Source organism: Enterococcus sp. DIV0660C, from assembly GCF_017316125.1.
Lineage (GTDB): Bacteria > Bacillota > Bacilli > Lactobacillales > Enterococcaceae > Enterococcus_B.
Genome location: NZ_JAFLWA010000034.1, coordinates 46,689 through 65,944 on the forward strand (window position 1 = coordinate 46,689; position 19,256 = coordinate 65,944).

Below are 19,256 nucleotides of genomic sequence, written 5' to 3' on the forward strand. Positions count from 1 at the left end.
AAACGATGCAGACATTTGAAATCAAAGAAGATTTTTTACTTGATGGAGAACCCATCAAATTAATCAGCGGAGCGATTCACTACTTTCGACTAGCACCTGCTCAATGGGAGGACAGCCTATATAATTTAAAAGCTTTAGGCGCCAACACGGTTGAAACCTATATTCCTTGGAACCTCCATGAACCTCAAGAAGGAACTTTTGAGTTTGAAGGAATAAAAGATGTTGTAGCTTTTGTTAAGTTAGCACAAGAATTAGGTTTGATGGTTATTTTGCGTCCTTCTGTTTACATTTGTGCTGAGTGGGAATTCGGTGGTTTACCAGCTTGGCTTCTGAAAGAACCTGGTATACGATTACGCTCAACTGATCCTCGATTTATGGAAAAAGTCAAAAATTATTATACTGTTTTGCTACCAAAACTAGCACCGCTTCAAGTCTCTCAAGGTGGCCCTGTTATCATGATGCAAATCGAAAATGAGTATGGTTCATATGGCATGGAAAAAGAATATCTTCGCCAAACAAAACAACTGATTGAATCTTTTGCTATTACGGTTCCTTTATTTACCTCTGATGGTTCTTGGCTTGAAGTTTTAGATGCGGGAACATTGATTGAAGACGATGTATTTGTGACTGGAAATTTTGGCAGTCGTTCAAAAGAAAATGCAAACGTTTTAAAAAAATTCATGGAACAACATGGAAAAAATTGGCCCATCATGTGTATGGAATACTGGGATGGTTGGTTTAATCGCTGGAACGAACCCATTATCAAACGTGATCCACAAGATTTAGCAAATGAAGTCAAAGAAATGCTGAAAATTGGCTCTCTTAATCTGTACATGTTCCATGGTGGTACAAATTTTGGCTTCTACAATGGCTGTTCAGCTCGAGGAATGACCGACTTACCACAAGTTACCAGCTATGATTATGATGCATTGTTAACTGAATCTGGTGAACCAACTGAAAAATACTATCTCGTGCAACAAGCAATCAAAGAAGTCTGTCCTGATGTTTGGCAAGCAGAACCAAGAACGAAAAAATTGAGTGCCCTTGGAAATTATCCAGTAACAGAAAGTGTTTCCTTTTTCAAAACAAAAGATCAAATGATGACGGGAATTGCTTCTCCTTACCCATTAACCATGGAAAATATCAGTACAGGTTATGGCTATATCCTCTATTCTGCTCAGTGGAAAAATTATCAGCACGAAAATAAATTACGACTTGTTGAAGCAAGTGATCGTGCGCATATCTATAGTGATGGCAAGCATCAGGCTACACAATATCAAGAAACACTCGGTGAAGAAATCATGATTACTGGTCAAAAAGAAAACGAGGTAATCCAAATCGATGTATTAGTAGAAAATTTAGGTCGAGTGAATTACGGAGCTAAATTAAATGGTCCTACACAGTCAAAAGGCATTCGTGGGGGCATCATGCAAGATATCCATTTTCATCAAGGATATGTTCACTATCCATTGACGTTGGAAAAAGAACAACTCGAAAAAATTGATTACCAAGCTGGAAAAGTACCAGAGCAACCTTCTTTTTATCAATTCAAGTTTGATTTAGCAGACACTGCAGATACGTTTATTGATTGCTCCCGTTATGGTAAGGGCGTTGTAGTTGTCAACGGAATCAATCTGGGGCGTTATTGGAATCAAGGGCCACTTCTAACTCTATATTGTCCAAAAAGTTTCTTGAAACAAGGAGAAAATGAAGTTGTGATTTTTGAGACGGAAGGAGTGAAAATCGAAGAACTTTGTTTTGTTGATGCACCGAAGGAAAAAGTTATTGATCGACCAAACCTGTAAAGGTTGTGGCTCCAAGCGCTCAGCTCCAAAAAAATATTGAGCAACTGACTAAAATAGCTTTTCATATTTTGGGACAGTTGAGAGTTATTTCGAGGAGTTGCTTGGGGAACACCGTGAATGAGGTTGTGGCTCCAAGCGCTCAGCTTCAAGCAATAAGGATACTTTTCTAACAATGGCTTCCCTTTTTTCTATGAAAAAGAGGTATTACCAAAGTGTGGATACTTTGGCAATACCTCAATTGAAGTTATGAATCAAAGTATCCACTTCAACGACTAATTAAAACTCGTACATAGCAAAAACAGCTGGAGCGTTTACTTCAGCCGTTTTTGCTATGTTCTTTTAATTATTCATCGCGAATATTTCGTCCAAAGACTTCGATTTGTGTTAATGCTGGAAATGGTGAGTCATCATTTGCTTTTTTCAAGTTTTTTAGTGTTAGTTTGCTTGTTTTTTTCAGTGGAAAAGTAATTTCTTGGAATGACAAAGCATCTGTCGTCGGTACAACCAGCGTTTCGCCATCTGAAAAAAGTAACGTGATTTCTGTCCAAAAACTATCATGTGGATAATCTCCGCGAAAGAGCACTTGTACCCGATCTGTCTCAATCATTCGTCCAAAATCGATAACTAACTCTGCATCTGCTTGTTGATTGATTCCCCAAGAAGCAAATGGATAGGAACCATGAGAAAGGTTGCCATATTTACCATCAATCGCATTTTTAGCAAAAAAGACAGCATCATTTCGTGTTTCTACATTTGCAAACGCATGCGGATAAACACCTGTATCATTTTTTTGGTCATGTGTATTGATGGACAAGTTTTGATAGTTAGTGATTTCAAATTCATAAGCTTTACGAATCATCAACTGATGTCGAGTTGATTGAAATCCAGTTTCTACACTTGATTTCATCAAGGATTCCTCCAAAGGAAAATGATATTCCCATTTTTCTTCGGGCAAATAAATCAAATTTGGTGCTAATGTCTCATCTAACTGAACGACAAAATAACTTTCATTTGCCTCTGTAGTCACTACGACTTTATCGCCCAACTGATAACGGTAATCTTTAATTGCCAAAACAGCCATATCTTCTCCCATTGCTTCAAATGGTCCTACTTCTTTGTTATGATCGATTTTTCCAATAATTGGTTGATTGTATTGATTTTTCAAACTAATTTTCAGCATGTTTTTCTCCCTTTTCTGTTATGCCACCAACTAAACAAATCAAGCGATGTGTTCCGGGTTGCAAATGATTTTTCAAATACGGTAAGCTAGTCCGCGGGAAAAACAAAGAAGTATTTGCTTCCAATTGCGTGACCTTTGCTTCTTCATATCCTTCAACAGCTATGATTTGCGAGCATAACTCTTCTGAATTGATTTTCGCGGATAATGGCTCAATTATGCCTCCAATGTTTTTCCCTTTTAACGGTAAACTAAAACCCCCTTCTCTGATTTCAATTGGGATCATCGTTTTGATTTCATGGAATCGTACGTGCCATTCACCAAAAGGATAAATCGCTGTCTGAATTTCTACTTCTTCAAAGGGTTGCCAGAGATAGCTTACACAATTGTTATCCGCGTGATAAGAAATGACTTCTCCTTTCACTCGGTAAGATTGACCGTCTCTGGAAACTGCCAGAACATTATCAAACGCACCCGCTTCATACTCGACGCCAGCTTTTGGGACACTAAACCCAAACTTGGTTGAATAGACAAATTTACTGTATTTCGCTTCTGCATGCGCTTGGTGATACACTAGATTTCCAAATGGATACCCCAATACATGCTGTCCATTTTTTGCCTGAACGATGAACATATTTCCTGTAGTTATAAACTGGTTTTCTTTTTTTTCGATTGGTTCTGGCTCTGCTTGCCAAAATGGATGTGTTCGTTCCGTAGCTAATAATAAGAAAATCTTCAATGCCCAATAGGGTGATCCTGGAGCATTATATCCTTCTGCCATGACAAGATTCTCGTAGTGGTACCCAATTGACAATCGTCCATCAAAAGTAAAGATATCGTGTGTCAGCCACGTCTGTAGATGATTGGATAAAAGTGTTTTCATTTGTCCCCAAGGGATTGCTTCAACCTCTGCAAAAATCAGTGCTGAAAAAAATGCACCTTGAGCAAACCGATAAGTCAGACTTCGTCCGTACGGTAGTGCCTCGCCATCTGAGTCAAAGAAATAAATAAATTCTTGCGCAAATCTTTTAGCACGAGCAACAAATTTATCTGCCCATTCTGGTAGTTCTTCTTTCATGAATTTCGCAAAAATCAACCCGTAATAATGAAAAGCAAAAGGCACATAATAATCTTTTTGTGTTAGTTTTCCATCCACATACCAACCATTTTCGATCGCCATTGTATCAATCAAAGTCAATTCTTCAATCAATTTTTTCTGATTCAACTTTTCTCCGCAATGAGCTAGTGCCAAACGAATCAGTACTTTGAAAAAAGTCCAATTATTTTTCGGAATTTTTTTATCCAATGCTTGAGTCAACCAAGCAACAAGATTTCGTTGATCCTTGGTTGACATTTCCAGCCAAAAATAATCTTTATCTAATAATAAAGTTAGTGAAAGTGCAGCCATTTCAACGATATATTGATCATAGTCTTCGACTGCTCCCCAGTAGAATGGGCTGTCTGGGTTGGTCCCATTTGAAATCTTTTGGATATAAGCATCTCTTAATTCATCCTCTTGCTTCGTTGTCCAATACGGGCCTAAGCCCCAAAGCACACGGATAAGCGCTTCCATATCTGCGCGTTTTTGATCGTATACTGCGCCACTACTCCCCAAGTGTAATCCGGATAATTCCGAATGAATCATCTCATCTCGTAAAGGTTGAATCATGTCTTCCAATGCGTACTGAAAATCTTCGCGCGTAAAAAAATGACTTTTTTCTTCCTGATACACTCAATCTCCCCCTTACCTCTTTCAATCAAGGATAACAAGGTACTATTGCTTTTTCAACTTAACATTTTTTTCAAAATGAATGTTAGATGAGAAAAATTTTTTTTGGCCACTAACTTAACCTATTAACTTTGTACGAGGCATTTTTAATTCCAAGGATTCAGCCGGCTTTTCTTTTTTACTTAACCTAAAACAAATGAAAAATTTTTTATCAAATAATTTCCCCTTTTTTAAAATAAAAATGGCTATCACGAATGCCTCATTGAAATATACACAAGAAAATAGGAGATAAGACAAAAGTTTTGTCCTATCTCCTATTTCTGAATATCTCAAGCAACTCTATCAAAATAGCTTACATTAATAGCTTACATTCATTGCAAAATATGAAAAGTTATTTTGAATGTTTGCTCGCTATCTTGTCGGAGCTGATTGCTTGGAACCTCTTCTTATAGCTTGCTTGCAGCTTCTTCGTCGATGATTACAACAACATTATCATGGTTTTGCAATGCACTTGCTGGCATTTCTGTTGTCACAGGTCCATCAACCATTCCTTTGATGGCGTCTGCTTTGTTTTCGCCATAAGCCATCAAGACGATTTTCTTTCCTTTAAGAATTGAACCAATTCCCATTGAAACAGCTTTAGTTGGTACATCTTCCACTTTGTCAAAGAAGCGTTTATTCGCATTGATTGTTGATTCAGTTAAGTCAACGACAGAAGTTGTTCCGTCAAATGGCGCACCAGGTTCGTTGAAACCAATGTGTCCATTTTGACCAATTCCTAAGATTTGGATATCAATTGGATTTTCGTCAATTGTTTTGTCATATTCTTTACATGCAGCAGCTAAATCTTCTGCTTTACCATTTGGTACATAAGTTGCTTTGAATGGTTTTTTATCAAATAATTGAACGTTCATAAAATGACGGTAGCTTTGTTCATCTGATCCGCCTAGTCCAACATACTCATCTAAGTTAACAGAAGTCATGTCACTAAAATCAATGTCGCTTGAAGTCATTTCTTTATATAAAGTAATTGGCGTACTACCTGTTGCCAAACCTAAAACCTTTGCCCCATTTGCCATGCTATCTTTGATTATTTCAAAAGCTTTTTTGCCGCCTTCTTCAGCGTTTTTCACACGAATGATTTCCATAGTGATTACTCCTTTGTGTTTTGGTATAGCCCAATTATAGCACCCTTTTTTTCAGATTACAATAATTAGTATAGACCAAATTTGAATTTTTTTCATTTTCTTGACATTTTTCATTCATTTGTGTTAGTTTGCATAAGACGAGGTAATTAAATTGATTTTTGCTGCATTTTAACCAGGATACTTGACGACTGCGGACAGAACTGTCTGCAGTTTTTTTACTATTAAGAAGGAGAAATTATGAGTATATTAACACTAACAAATATCACCCAACAATTCGGTGATAAAATTCTTTATGAAGACATTCAACTACAATTAAACGCTGGCGAGCATTTAGGACTGATTGGTCAAAATGGTGCGGGAAAAAGTACCTTGATCAAAATTATCACAGGGGAAATTCTTCCAGATAACGGTCATATCCAATGGCAAAAGAATATTCATCGTGGCTATTTAGATCAGTACGTCGAAGTCGATGAACAATTGACAATCCAAGAATTTCTGAAAACTGCTTATGCTGATGAATTTGAAAAAGAACAAAAAATCGGCGAACTTTATACCCAATATGGTGAGACGTTTGATGACTCCCTACTTGAAAAAGCAGGAAAATTACAAACCGAACTCGATCAAGGTATCTTTTATCAAATTGATACGCTTGTAGCTGAAATGAGTAGTGGGCTTGGCTTAGACGTGTTAGGCACCAATACATTATTAAAAGAACTGAGCGGTGGACAACGTTCAAAAGTGATCTTAGCCAAATTACTTTTAGAAAATCCAGATGTTTTAATCTTAGATGAACCTACAAACCATTTAGATGATCAACACATCCAATGGCTGACACAGTTTCTGCAAAGCTTTCAAGGTGCATATATCGTGATTTCCCATGATCAAGAATTTTTAGATCAAATCACTACACACATTGCAGATATCGAATTCGGTCAATTAACAAAATACACAGGTCATCTAAAACAAGCTTTGAAACAAAAAGAACAAAATCGAGAAAGTTATTTACGACAATATCATGCGCAGCAAAAACAAATCGAGAAAACTGAAGCTTATATTCGTAAATACAAAGCTGGCTCTCGCTCAACCATGGCAAAGAGTCGTCAAAAACAATTAGACAAAGTCGATCGATTGAAACCGCCAACCAATACAGCAACTGCTGTATTTGATTTCCCTTTCACACCAATTGTCACAACATTAGCACTAGAGACAACCGATTTAGTCATTGGGTACGAACGACCTCTGCTATCACCTATCAACTTGACGATTCGTTTTGGTGAAACCGTTGCGATTCGTGGCTTTAATGGGATTGGAAAATCGACATTGCTTAAAACCTTAATTGGTGAAATCAAACAATTAGATGGTCAGTTTCATTTTCCAGAAAACACCAAAATCAATTATTTTTCACAAGATTTAACTTGGGAAAATCCATTGGAAACACCGTTACAATATTTAAGTGGGCACTTTCCTAAAGCAACAATCAAAGAATTACGTCGTCAATTAGCCAAAGCTGGCTTAGTCAACCAGCTGGCAAGCGAACCTCTAGCTACACTAAGTGGTGGTGAGCAAACAAAAGTAAAACTTGCACAGATGACTATGAACAGTGGGAATCTACTGATTTTAGATGAACCTACAAACCATATTGATCACGAAACGAAAGCAAGTTTACAAAAAGGGATTCAACAATTTACAGGAACTGTCTTAGTTGTTTCCCATGAACAAGAATTTTATCAAGAACTGGTTGATCGAGTGATTGAAATCGAAACGACTTAGACAACGTACAGCAACAATCACTTAGCAACGTGCCAAATCAAAAGGTGAAGCAAAACGAAATGAGGTTTTGCTTCACCTTTTTTTAGTGCTAACTTTTTTATTTTTTACGGAATAAAATCAATTGACAGAAATAAGCACATGCTTGAAAAGCTAAGCCTGCAAGAGTGACACCCATCCAGCCGAAATGTTCCCACATCGTTGTACCTACTAACGATCCTGTTGCTCCACCAATAAAATACATGAACATAAAAATCGTATTATTGCGGTTACTTGCTTCTTCACCCAGACCTTGGACACGTGCTTGATTAGACACTTGACCAAACTGATTCCCAACATCTAATAAAATAATTGCAAATAACAAAAGTGCTAAATGGTCGCCACCAATGAGAAGTAAAACGAAACTCAGTGTTTGCATCCACAACCCCATCGAAATAATCTTTCTTTCCGAATAAGAATCTGCTAAACGTCCCACAATTGGTGCCGCAACAGCTCCCGACAAACCAAAAATTGCTAAGATCCCTGCTTCAAATGTCCCCCAATGATACGCAGGGCTGCTAATATAAAAAATCAACGTTGACCAAAAAATCGAAAACGTTCCAAACATAAAAAAGCCATTGAATGCCGATTCACGTAATAAACGTTGTGATACAAATAAATGCGGTAAGCTCTTCAAGGAATCAACATAAGAAACGGATGCTTTTCGATTTTCTTGTGTTCTTGGTAATTTTTCATAAAGCAATACTGTTAATAATCCCACAGCGACCAGTGCAAATAAATAGACCATCCGCCAAGAAAATACACTGGCAATAATACCTGATATCGTTCTCGATAATAAGATCCCAATCAATAAGCCACTTAATAATTGACCCATTACTTTTCCGCGTGCTGCTGAACCTGCTAAAACAGCCCCATATGGAATAATGATTTGTGGCACGATAGACAATAATCCAATTAAGAAAGATGCACATGCAAATAACGTAAACGATGGCGCAAAAAAAGCAGCCAATAATGAAATAGCCGATAATGCAGCCATCCGAATAATCAATTTAGGTCGATTGACAACATCTCCCAATGGTACTAAGAACAACAAGCCCAAAGCATAGCCGAGTTGCGTCAACATGGTTAAAATACCAATTGCACTTGTACTAACTGAAAAACTTGTTGCTACTTTTGTTCCAATCGGTTGGATATAATACATATTGGCAACCACGACACCACAAGTAGTTGCTAGTAAAGTCGTCAATGCTCCTGTTAGTTGAATTTGTTTTTTTTGTTCCATTCTTTCCCCTCACTTCCAACTAATAGTGTAGCTCTTTCATCAAAGAAATGAAATCATCTATGAACATTTTATTCACTTTTCTTTTCCATACCTAACCGATGTTTTTCACGATCTTTATAAATAATCACAACTAACCCAATCAGTAAAAGTACACTTGCAACAATTCCTACTGCTGTTTTGCTATAGCCATGAAACAATGCTTCACCCCCGCAAGCATATAAGATTGATGAAGGTAATACGCCTAAAATCACTGACATCGTCACTTGTTTTAAAGATAAATTTAGTGTATATGCTGTAAAACTGACAATGGAGGAAGGAATTACTGGTACCATGTAGCCAATCATCACACCTATTTTAGGGTGTCTCATTCGAGTAATCGCTTTTACCCAACGGTTTTCTTTGGTTGATCGATCCAAAAAAGATATATGATGCAATAAAAAAATAGCAAATAAGTTCCCTATGGCATTCCCACTAATATTGATGAAACTTCCAACAACTGGACCATAACTAACCCCCACTAAGATACCGACAATCGATGTTGGAATCCCCGGCACCACACACATTACTGTTGTTAATAAAATCAGTAATATTGCAGTGAGTACCCCATGAGAACGTACTGTTTTTGTAATAACGCCTGACTTGCCTTAGGATTTAGCAAGATAGCAAGATCCTTTGCATACTGCAAATAGACATGATAGCCAATCAATAAAATCAATCCGATACCACATAGAATCAAAATGAGTTGAATCCTTCGCTTTTTCATTGATACTCCTTTTCTCAACTATTTCTTTTATTTCTTATTTTAGCATAGGTTTCACTTTCTTTGCTTCCTCCTTCATTCAGCCTATCTCAGCTCCAATCTTTTTATTTTCTTTATGTATTCGCTTTTTAACCAAAGTAAAGTCTATTTATTCCTTCTCTATTCAAAGCTCAATCCCTAATCTTCAATAGATTATTAAAAATATTGATTAGAATACTGCTCACTTCCAAAAAGTAGGATTAACTAGTTTACCCCAAAAAATATTTTTCAATGCTGACATTTGGAATAGCCATAATACTTATCCTATACTTTCATTATAATCACGTATTGATTCTTAATAGCATTTATTGAAAAAAATCAGACAATTAGTAAACATAGTTAATTCAAACTATCCCTAGCGTTCAACTTTATCTAGATATTTTTCGCCTATTTCAACGTCCAAATTCTTTTTCTTCTCGTGAAAAATGTAATTGGTGATACTGTTCAAATTACACTTGATGTTTTTGTAGAACAGATACAACAGACACATAAAGTATCAAAAAAGTAAAAAAGCCAATTTATAACTCTCTAGCTCTTACTGGAACATTATTCCGTGAGAGTTTTTTGTCTCGCGTTAGACTCATGTTTTGACATCATCAAGTAGCAAGTATAATAAAAAAGCATCGAAATCCTTGATGGGATTTCGATGCTCTATAATCAGCAAAAATTATTTAACTGTTACTGATGCGCCAACTTCTTCAAGTTTAGCTTTTAATTCTTCAGCTTCGTCTTTAGACACGCCTTCTTTAACTGGTGCAGGAGCGCCATCAACTACTGCTTTAGCTTCTTTCAAGCCTAAGCCAGTTGCTTCACGAACTGCTTTGATAACTTTAACTTTTTGGTCTCCAGCTGCAGTTAATTCTACAGTGAATTCAGTTTGTTCTTCAGCTGCAGCACCTGCTACAGCACCAGCTGCAGCTACAGGAGCAGCAGCAGATACGCCAAATTCTTCTTCAATAGCTTTAACTAGGTCGTTAAGTTCTAGGATAGTTGCTTCTTTTAACTCAGCAACGATGTTTTCAATGTTCAATGCCATGATAATTTCCTCCATTAAATGTTGTTTGTTTTATTTATGCTATGCGGCTATTAAGCTGCATCTCCATCTTCTTTGTCTGCGACTGCTTTGACAGCGTAAGCCACGTTGCGGACTGGCGCTTGTAGTACAGATAGCAACATAGAAAGAAGTCCTTCGCGGTTTGGCAATTTTGCCAAGGCTGTAATTTCTTCCAATGAAGATACTTTACCTTCGATGATACCGCCTTTGATTTCTAATGCTTTTGCGTCTTTAGCAAATTCATCCATGATTTTTGCTGGTGCAACTACATCTTCGTTACTAAATGCAACGGCTGTAGGGCCAGTAAATACTTCGTCCAAGCCTTCTAATCCAGCTTGTTTTGCAGCACGTGAAAGGATAGAGTTTTTGATAACTTTCATTTCTACGTTTGCATCACGAAGTTGTTTACGCAAGCGAGTTACTTCATCAACAGTTAGTCCACGGTAGTCAACGACTACTACAGATGCTGCTGCTGTAAATTTTTCACTTACTTTATCAACGATCTCTGCTTTTTTTGCGATTGCTGCTTCACTCATTTTGAGTTTCACCTCCTGAATTTTGATGGAAGAGTCTTTAGTTACCTCATTACGCTGTTCAAAAGGAATCCTTTTTACTTTGCTTAATCAGTATTGTTTATCCTCTAATCACTTTGCTCTTAGTGATTCAATCTCGCATTGCTCGAAAGGAAACTCCTTTCACTTTGCTCAACGAGTAATGTTCATCAGCTAACCTCTCCGCTCTTAGTGATTCACAATAAAAAAACCCTATGCCACCGTAGACATAGAGGGACTATTGAAATTATTCAATAAACGTCCTCGGTAGGAAATTAAGGCAAAGCCACCTACTGTCTTCGGTACAAGTTAATTATTAACCTCAACTAGCTTAGCACGCTAAACTAGTTGAGTCAAGAATTATTTTTCAGTTGGATCAATCAACTTTCTAATTTAATTCAAATTAGAAAGAAGCTTGGTCAACGTGGATACCAGGTCCGAATGTTGTTGTTACAGTAACATTCTTCATGTATTGACCTTTAGCTGCTGATGGTTTAGCTTTCACTAATACATCATGGATTGTTTGGAAGTTTTCGATAAGTTTTGCGTCATCGAATGAAACTTTACCGATTGGAACATGTACGTTACCAGCTTTGTCAACGCGGTAAGTTACTTTACCAGCTTTTACTTCGTTAACAGCTTTTGTTACGTCCATTGTAACTGTTCCAGTTTTAGGGTTAGGCATTAAGCCTTTAGGTCCTAATACACGACCTAATTTACCAACAGTTGCCATCATGTCAGGTGTTGCAACAACTACGTCAAAGTCAAACCATCCACCTTGGATTTTTTGAACCATGTCGTCGTCACCAACGAAATCTGCACCAGCTGCTTCAGCTTCTTTTGCTTTTTCGCCTTTAGCAAATACTAAAACAGATTGTGTTTTACCAGTTCCGTTTGGTAATACAACAGCACCACGAATTTGTTGGTCTGCTTTTTTAGGGTCAACATTCAAACGGTAAGCAACTTCAACAGTTGCGTCGAATTTTGCAATGTTAGTTTCTTTTGCCAAAGCTACTGCTTCTGCAACAGGATAAACTTTACTTGAATCAACTTTTTTTAATGCATCTTGCATTTTTTTGCTCTTTTTAGCCATTTTGTTTCCTCCTTGATTGTGGTTATAACGGTTGTACCTCCCACGTGTTCTATATCTTTCAATACAGAGCCAACTGAGAAGCTACTTTCTTGGGGTCGTTAGAATAAATTATTCTACAACGATACCCATGCTTCGTGCAGTTCCTTCAACCATGCGCATTGCTGATTCAACGTTAGCAGCGTTTAGGTCTTCCATTTTCAACTCAGCGATTTCTCTTACTTGATCGCTAGAAATTGTAGCAACTTTATTTTTGTTTGGTTCGCCTGAACCTTTTTCGATTTTAGCTGTTTTTTTCAATAAAACTGCAGCTGGTGGTGTTTTTGTAACAAAAGTAAATGAACGGTCTTCATATACTGAAATTACAACTGGGATAATCAAGCCTGCTTGATCCGCTGTACGAGCGTTGAATTCTTTAGTGAATCCCATAATGTTGATACCCGCTTGACCTAGTGCAGGACCTACTGGTGGTGCTGGAGTTGCTTTACCTGCAGGAATTTGCAATTTAACGATTTTTTCTACTTTCTTTGCCACGAGACATACCTCCTTAAGTCCGTGATGTGGTTAATTGGAGATACATATTTCTCCTCCCACGTTTTCATCTATCAATTTTTTAAAAAGTTAGATAAAAATGCGCATTTCAATGCACACTGATACATTATAGCAAATTCAATCATATTTTCAAGAATTTTTTCGATTATTTTTAGAGTTATGAGAAAAAAGTGCTAAAAATTTTCTTATAAAAAGAAAGATTTTTCTCTTTCTCTCACCCTTTTGTGCTAAACTTACGCCAGAATAAATAAATGTACGAAAAATGAAGTTTTTTATAGAAACTTTTTTCCTTAAGAATTTGACGAGGTGAAAAAATGAAAGAGTTAAAGTATAGAAGTGTTTTTGATATTATCGGACCAGTGATGATTGGTCCAAGCAGTTCTCATACTGCAGGTGCAGCTAGAATTGGAAAAGTGATTCGCAGTATTTTTGGCGAACAACCAGATTCTGTTGAGATTTACCTTTATGAGTCCTTTGCAAAAACGTATCGTGGTCACGGTACCGATATTGCTTTAGTTGGTGGTTTGTTGGGAATGGAGCCTGATGATGAGCGTTTAGCTGATTCACTAAAATTAGCGTATGAAGCTGGGATGGAAGTCTTGTTCGTACCTAAAAGTGAAAAAGCAGAGCATCCGAACTCAGTTAAAATGCTTTTAACAAAAGGAAAACGCAAATTGTCAGTGACAGGCATCTCGATTGGGGGCGGAAATATTCAGATTTCCGAACTTAATGGCTTCAAAATTTCTTTAAGCATGGGAACACCAACACTGATCGTTGTCCATCAAGATGTTCCTGGGATGATCGCTAAAGTGACCAATATTCTTTCCGAAACAAACACAAATATCGGAACGATGACCGTGACAAGAGAATCAAAAGGTGAAAATGCCATTATGATTATCGAAGTGGATGATCCACAAGTCGAAGAAACTGTCCGAAAACTACAACAGCTACCACATATTGATAGCGTGAATTACTTTGATTAAAGGAGTCTGCAAAGCCTATGTTTTTATCAATTGAAGAATTAGTCGAACAAGCAAAAGACTACTCATCTGTCGCAGAGCTAATGATTGCAACTGAGATGGAAATGAGTGGCCGTTCGCGTGAACAAATCATTCAAATCATGGAAAAAAATCTAACAGTCATGGAGCAATCGATCACTGAAGGAAAAGCTGGAGTCACTTCTGTTACAGGAATTACTGGTGGAGATGCGAAACGTTTAGATGCTTACTTGGAACAAGGTGATTTTTTAAGTGGTGACACGATTTTAACAGCTGTAAGAAATGCTATTGCAGTGAATGAAGTTAACGCCAAAATGGGGCTTATCTGTGCGACGCCTACTGCTGGAAGTGCAGGTGTTGTCCCAGGTGTACTAATGGCCGTTCGTGAACGTCTTTCTTTAACACACGAGCAGCAACTAGATTTTTTATTCACAGCAGGAGCTTTTGGATTAGTCATTGCAAACAATGCTTCAATCAGCGGTGCCGAAGGTGGTTGTCAAGCAGAGGTTGGTTCTGCTAGTGCGATGGCAGCTGCAGCTTTAGTTTGTGCAAAAAATGGCACACCGCATCAAGCTGCTCAAGCAATTGCCATCACATTAAAAAATATGATGGGGCTAATCTGTGATCCTGTCGCTGGACTAGTAGAAGTTCCCTGTGTGAAACGAAATGCTTTAGGTTCCTCACAAGCTTTTATTTCCGCAGACATGGCACTTGCAGGAATCGAGAGTGTCATTCCACCAGACGAAGTAGTTGCTGCTATGTATCAAGTTGGACGCCAAATGCCATCGATTTTCAAGGAAACGGCTGAAGGCGGTTTGGCTACGACACCTACTGCACAACGATTAACCAATGAACTGTTAACTAAACAAACTTAAAAAGGTCGGGGCAGATAATTCTGCCTCAGCCAAACTGAAGACAACAACCATGAAAGGATGGTTGTTGTCTTCAGTTTTTTTCTTTGTTTATATGTGAGAATCGAAAACTTCATGCATTCCAATTTCATACCTCAACGGGCTACTACGTTGAAATACGTTGTTACACAACGATTTTTAGTTCAATAATGATTACTTCTATGTATTATCTGCTCTATTTATTTATAACCCACAAAATAAAGAAACACTATAAGCATCGTTAAAATATCAAGCACAACGATCACAATCATCAGTGCAATCGCTCGTTTAAATTGTTTGGAGTAATTTTATTCTTCCACGTAAAAATCATGGAAAGGGCGATGGGTGTGGAGTAAGGAATAAACACCGCAATTACTAAAAGAATAATCAAAGCAAAATTCCATAATTTCAAATCTTGTATCTCAAATAGCCTATTTTTTCTAACTCGTTTGTTCATCCTTTCTGAATCCACCACTTCATTTTCAGAGTAAAAATAATCAATTGGCAAATTAAACAATTGAGCTAATAAAATAATATTATCCGTAGTAGGAATCGCTCGTTGGTTTTCCCAATTAGAAATTGTTTGTCTAGAAACTAAGATTTTTTCTGCTAATTCTTCTTGTGTTAGTTTTTTTTCAATCTTTATGCTTTTATTTTTTGGTGCATACGATCAAACAACCCCCTTTCTTATCAAATTTTACGAATGTAAAGTCTTATGTAAAACACCTTTGCTAGTTAGTTACATCATTGCGTAGTAAGTTATTTTTGTAAAGAAAAAATTTTAGAAAGAAGTGTTGAGAAGGTTAGCAAAAAATTTAAAAGTTGTTACAGGTTTATTATCAGTTATTACAATTTCCGGAGCTCTTGTCCCAACAGCTACTGTCTTAGCTGAAGAAAATAATCAGATTAACCTGACTAATGAACAAACAAGCACACAAGAAATATATGTCTTCAATGAAAATAATCAAAACTATAACCAAGCTGTGAAGTATTTAAAAGAACATGCTACTAGTTTATCCGTTACATACTTTAAAGAATATTTTTACGGAAAAACTGTCACTTCTGAAAATCACGATGCATTGTTGGATGGTTATCTTGAGTTTTTAAGTACCAAACCTCATTCTAGAGTTGGTATTGAAGTCATTTTAAGAATTATCGCCTATTCTATTGCAATTATTCAAGGAATGTATAATCGTTAATTTATTTTATGAAAGGACTAAAAATGAACATCTTCAGGGATATTTTCAAATTTTTTATTGATCACTATGATTTTATCGCAATCTTATTACTCTCAGGAGCTGTAATATCTTTATCTGTCAAATTAGCTAGACAGCAAGATGAAATTGACCAAATTAAGCAGCAACTTCACACTTACGAAGTACAAGATCTTTTATCAAGAAAAAAGAAGTAGCCGAGCTTACTAGGTTGATAGTTCTTACAAAATATTTGATGATAAAGTGGCTGTGACAAAGGTGTTTCGCTTCAAGCAATAAGTACACTTTATAAAAAAGAGCAGTGACAATATGTTTGTCACTGCTCTTTTTTTATTGATAGATTTAAATATAGCTAGAAAGTTTTTGGTTACACTTTCTCACCTAATCCAACAATGTCGTATTTTTTACTTCTTCAATTGTTTTTGTACCAGCTAATTGCATAGTAATGGATAGTTCTTTATTGAAATGTTCAAAGACGGAAGTTACACCTTCTGCTCCACCTAAGTTCAATCCGTAAATCACTGGACGACCAATTGCTACTAGATCCGCACCACTTGCCAATGCTTTGAAAACATGTTCACCACGACGTACACCTGAATCAAAAACAATTGGTACGCGTTTATTAACTGTTGCAGCAATCATTGGTAATACTTCAAATGAGGCAGGACCACCGTCTAATTGGCGTCCACCATGGTTTGAGACCCAAATGCCATCTGCTCCAGCAGCAATTGCAACTTCAGCGTCTTCTGGTGATTGAATGCCTTTTACAAAAACAGGAAGATGTGTAAATTCTTTGATTTTTTTGATGTCCTCTGGAACTAACCCTTGTTTAGCCGCTGCATAAATTTCAGCGATTCCTTTTCCTTCACCATTTCCACTAGCACTTTGTTCACTATAAGCAGCTAAGTTAGGCATTGGTAAAGGGAATTGGAATTGATTGATGACATCTTCTTCACGATAGCCACCTAATGTCGAATCCGCTGTAAGAATAATTGCTTTTGCTCCGGCTTCCATCGCTTGTGTCAAAATAAATTCATTGAAGCCATCATCTTTACTCATATATAGTTGGAAAAATTGTGGTGCATCTGGTGCTGCTGCAGCGGCATCTTTAATTGTTGTATTCGCATACGTGCTGATTGAGAAAATTGAACCAGCAGCTGCGACACCTTTTGCAGTATCTGCCTCCCCTTTTTCATGAGCTAATCCTTGTGCAGCTGATGGTGCTTGAATAATTGGTGTATCTAGATCAATGCCGAAAATAGATGTGTGTAAATCAGCATGATCAATCCCGCGTAAGACGCGTGGCATAATTTTTTTAGTATTGAATGCAGAAGTATTTTCTTTCATTGTCCATTCATCTTCAGAGCCGCCACGAATATACCCGAAAGCACCTGCTTCCATGCGTTCTCTCACGCGACCTTCTAGTGATGCAATATTCACGATTTCGATTGGATGTTCTTCATTACTTGTATGATAAGTCATTTTGACTCCTTCTTTCTTTTCAACTTTACAAAAGTAAGTATATTACTCTTACAAAAAGTAAGCAAATATTTATACTCGAAAAAAAGAGCACTAGCTTAAAATAGCTACCGCTCAATTTATTTCAACTAAAAATTTTTATTTTACTGCACTTTCCTAAATTCTATTCTTTCGCTTCCCACAGAAATTTCTGGACAAGTTTATCTACTTCTTGATTTTCATGCAGCATACTATGAGAAGCATTATCTCCTTCAACGACATGTTCCTCCACTTGATTACCATGCTGGGTTAGCAACGCAAATACAGCTAACGCACTATTGAGCGGTACCGTTCCATCACTTAAATCCGTTTGGCTCAATTGCCCCGCAATCAATAATATCTTGGTCTGCGTAGGAACATTGTCGATCATTCGCTGATAGTCTTGGTAACGACTAGAAGTTACCGCTGGTCCATTGGCTAATTCATCTGATAATGTTTGTGTGCTATCATCAACAAAATCATTAAATGGCGCACCAATTGCTACAAATTTTTTGACTTGAGGTAATGAATTCTCTTGACCATAAGTTGCTAAGTAGCGCAACGCACTCACGCCCCCCATCGAATGACCAACAACATTCACTTTTTCCACGCCATATGTTGTTTGTAAATAGGCTAAACAGTTTTTGATCCACTCCGTCTGATTCCATTCATTGTTGACATTATCAGTAAACAAAACTTGAACCATTGGATTTTCTGCCTGTTGGTTTAACTCTCCCGTTGCTTGAACCGTTCCATCTGGGCGCACAGTCAACTGAAGGGATTGTTTTGCTACTTGATTTTCTTCTAGCCGTTGCAACATGCCCTTAAAAGAATTGACTGTTCCACTGTAGCCATGAAAAAAAAGTGTTGGGGTCGTTGACTTCTTTGGAGCCTCGCTTGTTTGTGTCGTTTTTTCAATTTGCGTAGATGCGCTGGAACTAGCTTTGCTCGTTGTTCTTTGACAACCAGCCATGATGACCAGCCCTAATAAAAGAAAGCTAGTGAACAAAGCAAAATTGATTTTCTTTGAACGAATTTTTTTCAATGACTTTTTCCTCCTTTAATAAGTGATCGTCTTGTTTACTAAAAAAACCTGAAGCGCTAATCACTGGGATCAACAATTCAGGTTTTTTGTTTAATTAGTCAATTTTATCTACTTGATCGAAGTCAAGCTCAGTGCTTGTTTCGCGACCAAACATATCGATATTTACTTTTAGTTTTTCTTTTTCTTCATCGACTTCAGTCACGTGTCCTTCAAGTCCAGCAAATGCACCTTCAATGATTTTCACTGTTTCACCAACGCCAACTTCTAAATCATTTTGACGCACACTCATACCGATTGAACGTAAAATGTGATTTGCTTCTTCAGGTAACAAAGGAGCGGGCTTACTGCCGGCGCCGTGAGATCCTACAAAACCAGTTACTCCTGGCGTATTACGAACAACATACCAAGAACCGTCGGACATAATCATTTCAACTAGGACATACCCAGGGAATGTTTTATGAACCGTTTCTTTTTCTTTGCCATTTTTTATTTCAGTCTCTGTTTCTTCTGGGACAACGACACGAAAAATATAATCAGCCATTTTCATGCTTTGCGCACGAGATTCAATGTTTGCCTTTACCTTATTTTCATAACCAGAATACGTGTGCAGCACGTACCAATTTTTTTCAAAAGATTCCATTTACGGCTCCTCATTTCG

The 19,256-nt window shown here is 37.3% G+C and carries 17 protein-coding genes, 1 pseudogene and 1 other annotated feature; of the genes and pseudogenes, 5 read left to right on the forward strand and 13 right to left on the reverse strand.

Annotated elements, in window-relative coordinates; translation table 11 throughout:
- Positions 1–5: 5 nt before the first annotated feature.
- Positions 6–1,805: a beta-galactosidase family protein gene (locus tag DOK81_RS09220; RefSeq protein ID WP_206910238.1), complete on the forward strand. Its 1,800-nt coding sequence runs from the start codon at positions 6–8 to the stop codon at positions 1,803–1,805.
- Between the two features lie 343 nt (positions 1,806–2,148).
- On the opposite strand, the gene DOK81_RS09225 is transcribed toward DOK81_RS09220, so the two are convergent.
- The 3 genes from DOK81_RS09225 to nagB form a co-directional block, all read right to left on the reverse strand.
- On the reverse strand, positions 2,149–2,985 hold the full coding sequence (locus tag DOK81_RS09225) for a hypothetical protein (RefSeq protein ID WP_206910239.1): 837 nt from the start codon (positions 2,983–2,985) through the stop codon (positions 2,149–2,151).
- Positions 2,972–4,714, reverse strand: a complete 1,743-nt coding sequence (locus tag DOK81_RS09230) for a DUF2264 domain-containing protein (RefSeq protein WP_206910240.1) — start codon at positions 4,712–4,714, stop codon at positions 2,972–2,974. Before DOK81_RS09230 ends, DOK81_RS09225 begins: the two co-directional genes overlap by 14 nt.
- 443 nt (positions 4,715–5,157) lie before the next feature.
- Positions 5,158–5,859, reverse strand: coding sequence for a glucosamine-6-phosphate deaminase (gene nagB, locus DOK81_RS09235; protein ID WP_206910241.1), 702 nt, complete (start codon positions 5,857–5,859; stop codon positions 5,158–5,160).
- Between the two features lie 237 nt (positions 5,860–6,096).
- On the opposite strand from nagB, the gene DOK81_RS09240 reads away from it, so the two are divergent.
- Positions 6,097–7,629 carry an ABC-F family ATP-binding cassette domain-containing protein gene (locus DOK81_RS09240; RefSeq protein WP_206910242.1) on the forward strand — a complete coding sequence of 511 codons (1,533 nt, stop codon included), beginning with the start codon at positions 6,097–6,099 and terminating at the stop codon, positions 7,627–7,629.
- A 97-nt stretch (positions 7,630–7,726) separates the two neighbouring features.
- Here the strand turns inward: DOK81_RS09240 and DOK81_RS09245 are convergent, their stop codons facing one another.
- The 6 genes and pseudogenes from DOK81_RS09245 to rplK form a co-directional block, all read right to left on the reverse strand.
- Positions 7,727–8,908 (reverse strand): MFS transporter, encoded by a 1,182-nt coding sequence (locus DOK81_RS09245; protein WP_206910244.1) that lies wholly within the window; start codon positions 8,906–8,908, stop codon positions 7,727–7,729.
- Positions 8,909–8,976: 68 nt separating this feature from the next.
- Positions 8,977–9,671: pseudogene (locus DOK81_RS09250) on the reverse strand (VTT domain-containing protein).
- A gap of 703 nt (positions 9,672–10,374) precedes the next feature.
- Positions 10,375–10,743, reverse strand: a complete 369-nt coding sequence (gene rplL / locus DOK81_RS09255; protein WP_067482950.1) for a 50S ribosomal protein L7/L12 — start codon at positions 10,741–10,743, stop codon at positions 10,375–10,377.
- A 50-nt stretch (positions 10,744–10,793) separates the two neighbouring features.
- Positions 10,794–11,297 carry a 50S ribosomal protein L10 gene (rplJ, locus tag DOK81_RS09260; RefSeq protein ID WP_206897643.1) on the reverse strand — a complete coding sequence of 168 codons (504 nt, stop codon included), beginning with the start codon at positions 11,295–11,297 and terminating at the stop codon, positions 10,794–10,796.
- Positions 11,298–11,507: 210 nt separating this feature from the next.
- Positions 11,508–11,633: a sequence feature (ribosomal protein L10 leader region), on the reverse strand.
- Positions 11,634–11,715: 82 nt separating this feature from the next.
- Positions 11,716–12,405, reverse strand: coding sequence for a 50S ribosomal protein L1 (gene rplA, locus DOK81_RS09265; protein ID WP_067482954.1), 690 nt, complete (start codon positions 12,403–12,405; stop codon positions 11,716–11,718).
- 108 nt (positions 12,406–12,513) lie between these two features.
- Positions 12,514–12,936: a 50S ribosomal protein L11 gene (gene rplK / locus DOK81_RS09270; protein WP_206897644.1), complete on the reverse strand. Its 423-nt coding sequence runs from the start codon at positions 12,934–12,936 to the stop codon at positions 12,514–12,516.
- Positions 12,937–13,268: 332 nt separating this feature from the next.
- Between rplK and sdaAB the strand changes: the two genes are divergently transcribed.
- Together sdaAB and sdaAA are read left to right on the forward strand one after the other, a co-directional pair.
- Positions 13,269–13,937: an L-serine ammonia-lyase, iron-sulfur-dependent subunit beta gene (gene sdaAB, locus DOK81_RS09275; RefSeq protein WP_206910246.1), complete on the forward strand. Its 669-nt coding sequence runs from the start codon at positions 13,269–13,271 to the stop codon at positions 13,935–13,937.
- A 17-nt stretch (positions 13,938–13,954) separates the two neighbouring features.
- The gene (gene sdaAA / locus DOK81_RS09280) at positions 13,955–14,827 is read left to right on the forward strand and encodes an L-serine ammonia-lyase, iron-sulfur-dependent, subunit alpha (RefSeq protein ID WP_206910247.1); all 873 of its coding nucleotides are present in this window, start codon (positions 13,955–13,957) and stop codon (positions 14,825–14,827) included.
- Between the two features lie 286 nt (positions 14,828–15,113).
- Here sdaAA and DOK81_RS09285 read toward each other — a convergent pair whose 3' ends face one another.
- Positions 15,114–15,488 (reverse strand): helix-turn-helix transcriptional regulator, encoded by a 375-nt coding sequence (locus tag DOK81_RS09285; RefSeq protein WP_206910339.1) that lies wholly within the window; start codon positions 15,486–15,488, stop codon positions 15,114–15,116.
- Positions 15,489–15,636: 148 nt separating this feature from the next.
- On the opposite strand from DOK81_RS09285, the gene DOK81_RS09290 reads away from it, so the two are divergent.
- Positions 15,637–16,041, forward strand: a complete 405-nt coding sequence (locus DOK81_RS09290) for a hypothetical protein (protein ID WP_206910248.1) — start codon at positions 15,637–15,639, stop codon at positions 16,039–16,041.
- Positions 16,042–16,437: 396 nt separating this feature from the next.
- Here DOK81_RS09290 and DOK81_RS09295 read toward each other — a convergent pair whose 3' ends face one another.
- From DOK81_RS09295 to nusG, 3 genes are all read right to left on the reverse strand, one after another.
- Entirely contained in the window at positions 16,438–17,538 is a 1,101-nt protein-coding gene (locus DOK81_RS09295) for a lactate oxidase (RefSeq protein WP_206910249.1), read from the reverse strand.
- A gap of 160 nt (positions 17,539–17,698) precedes the next feature.
- Positions 17,699–18,526, reverse strand: coding sequence for an alpha/beta fold hydrolase (locus DOK81_RS09300; RefSeq protein ID WP_206910341.1), 828 nt, complete (start codon positions 18,524–18,526; stop codon positions 17,699–17,701).
- A gap of 166 nt (positions 18,527–18,692) precedes the next feature.
- A complete protein-coding gene (gene nusG, locus DOK81_RS09305) occupies positions 18,693–19,238 on the reverse strand; it encodes a transcription termination/antitermination protein NusG (RefSeq protein ID WP_206910250.1) in 546 nt (181 codons plus the stop codon).
- Positions 19,239–19,256 lie beyond the last annotated feature (18 nt).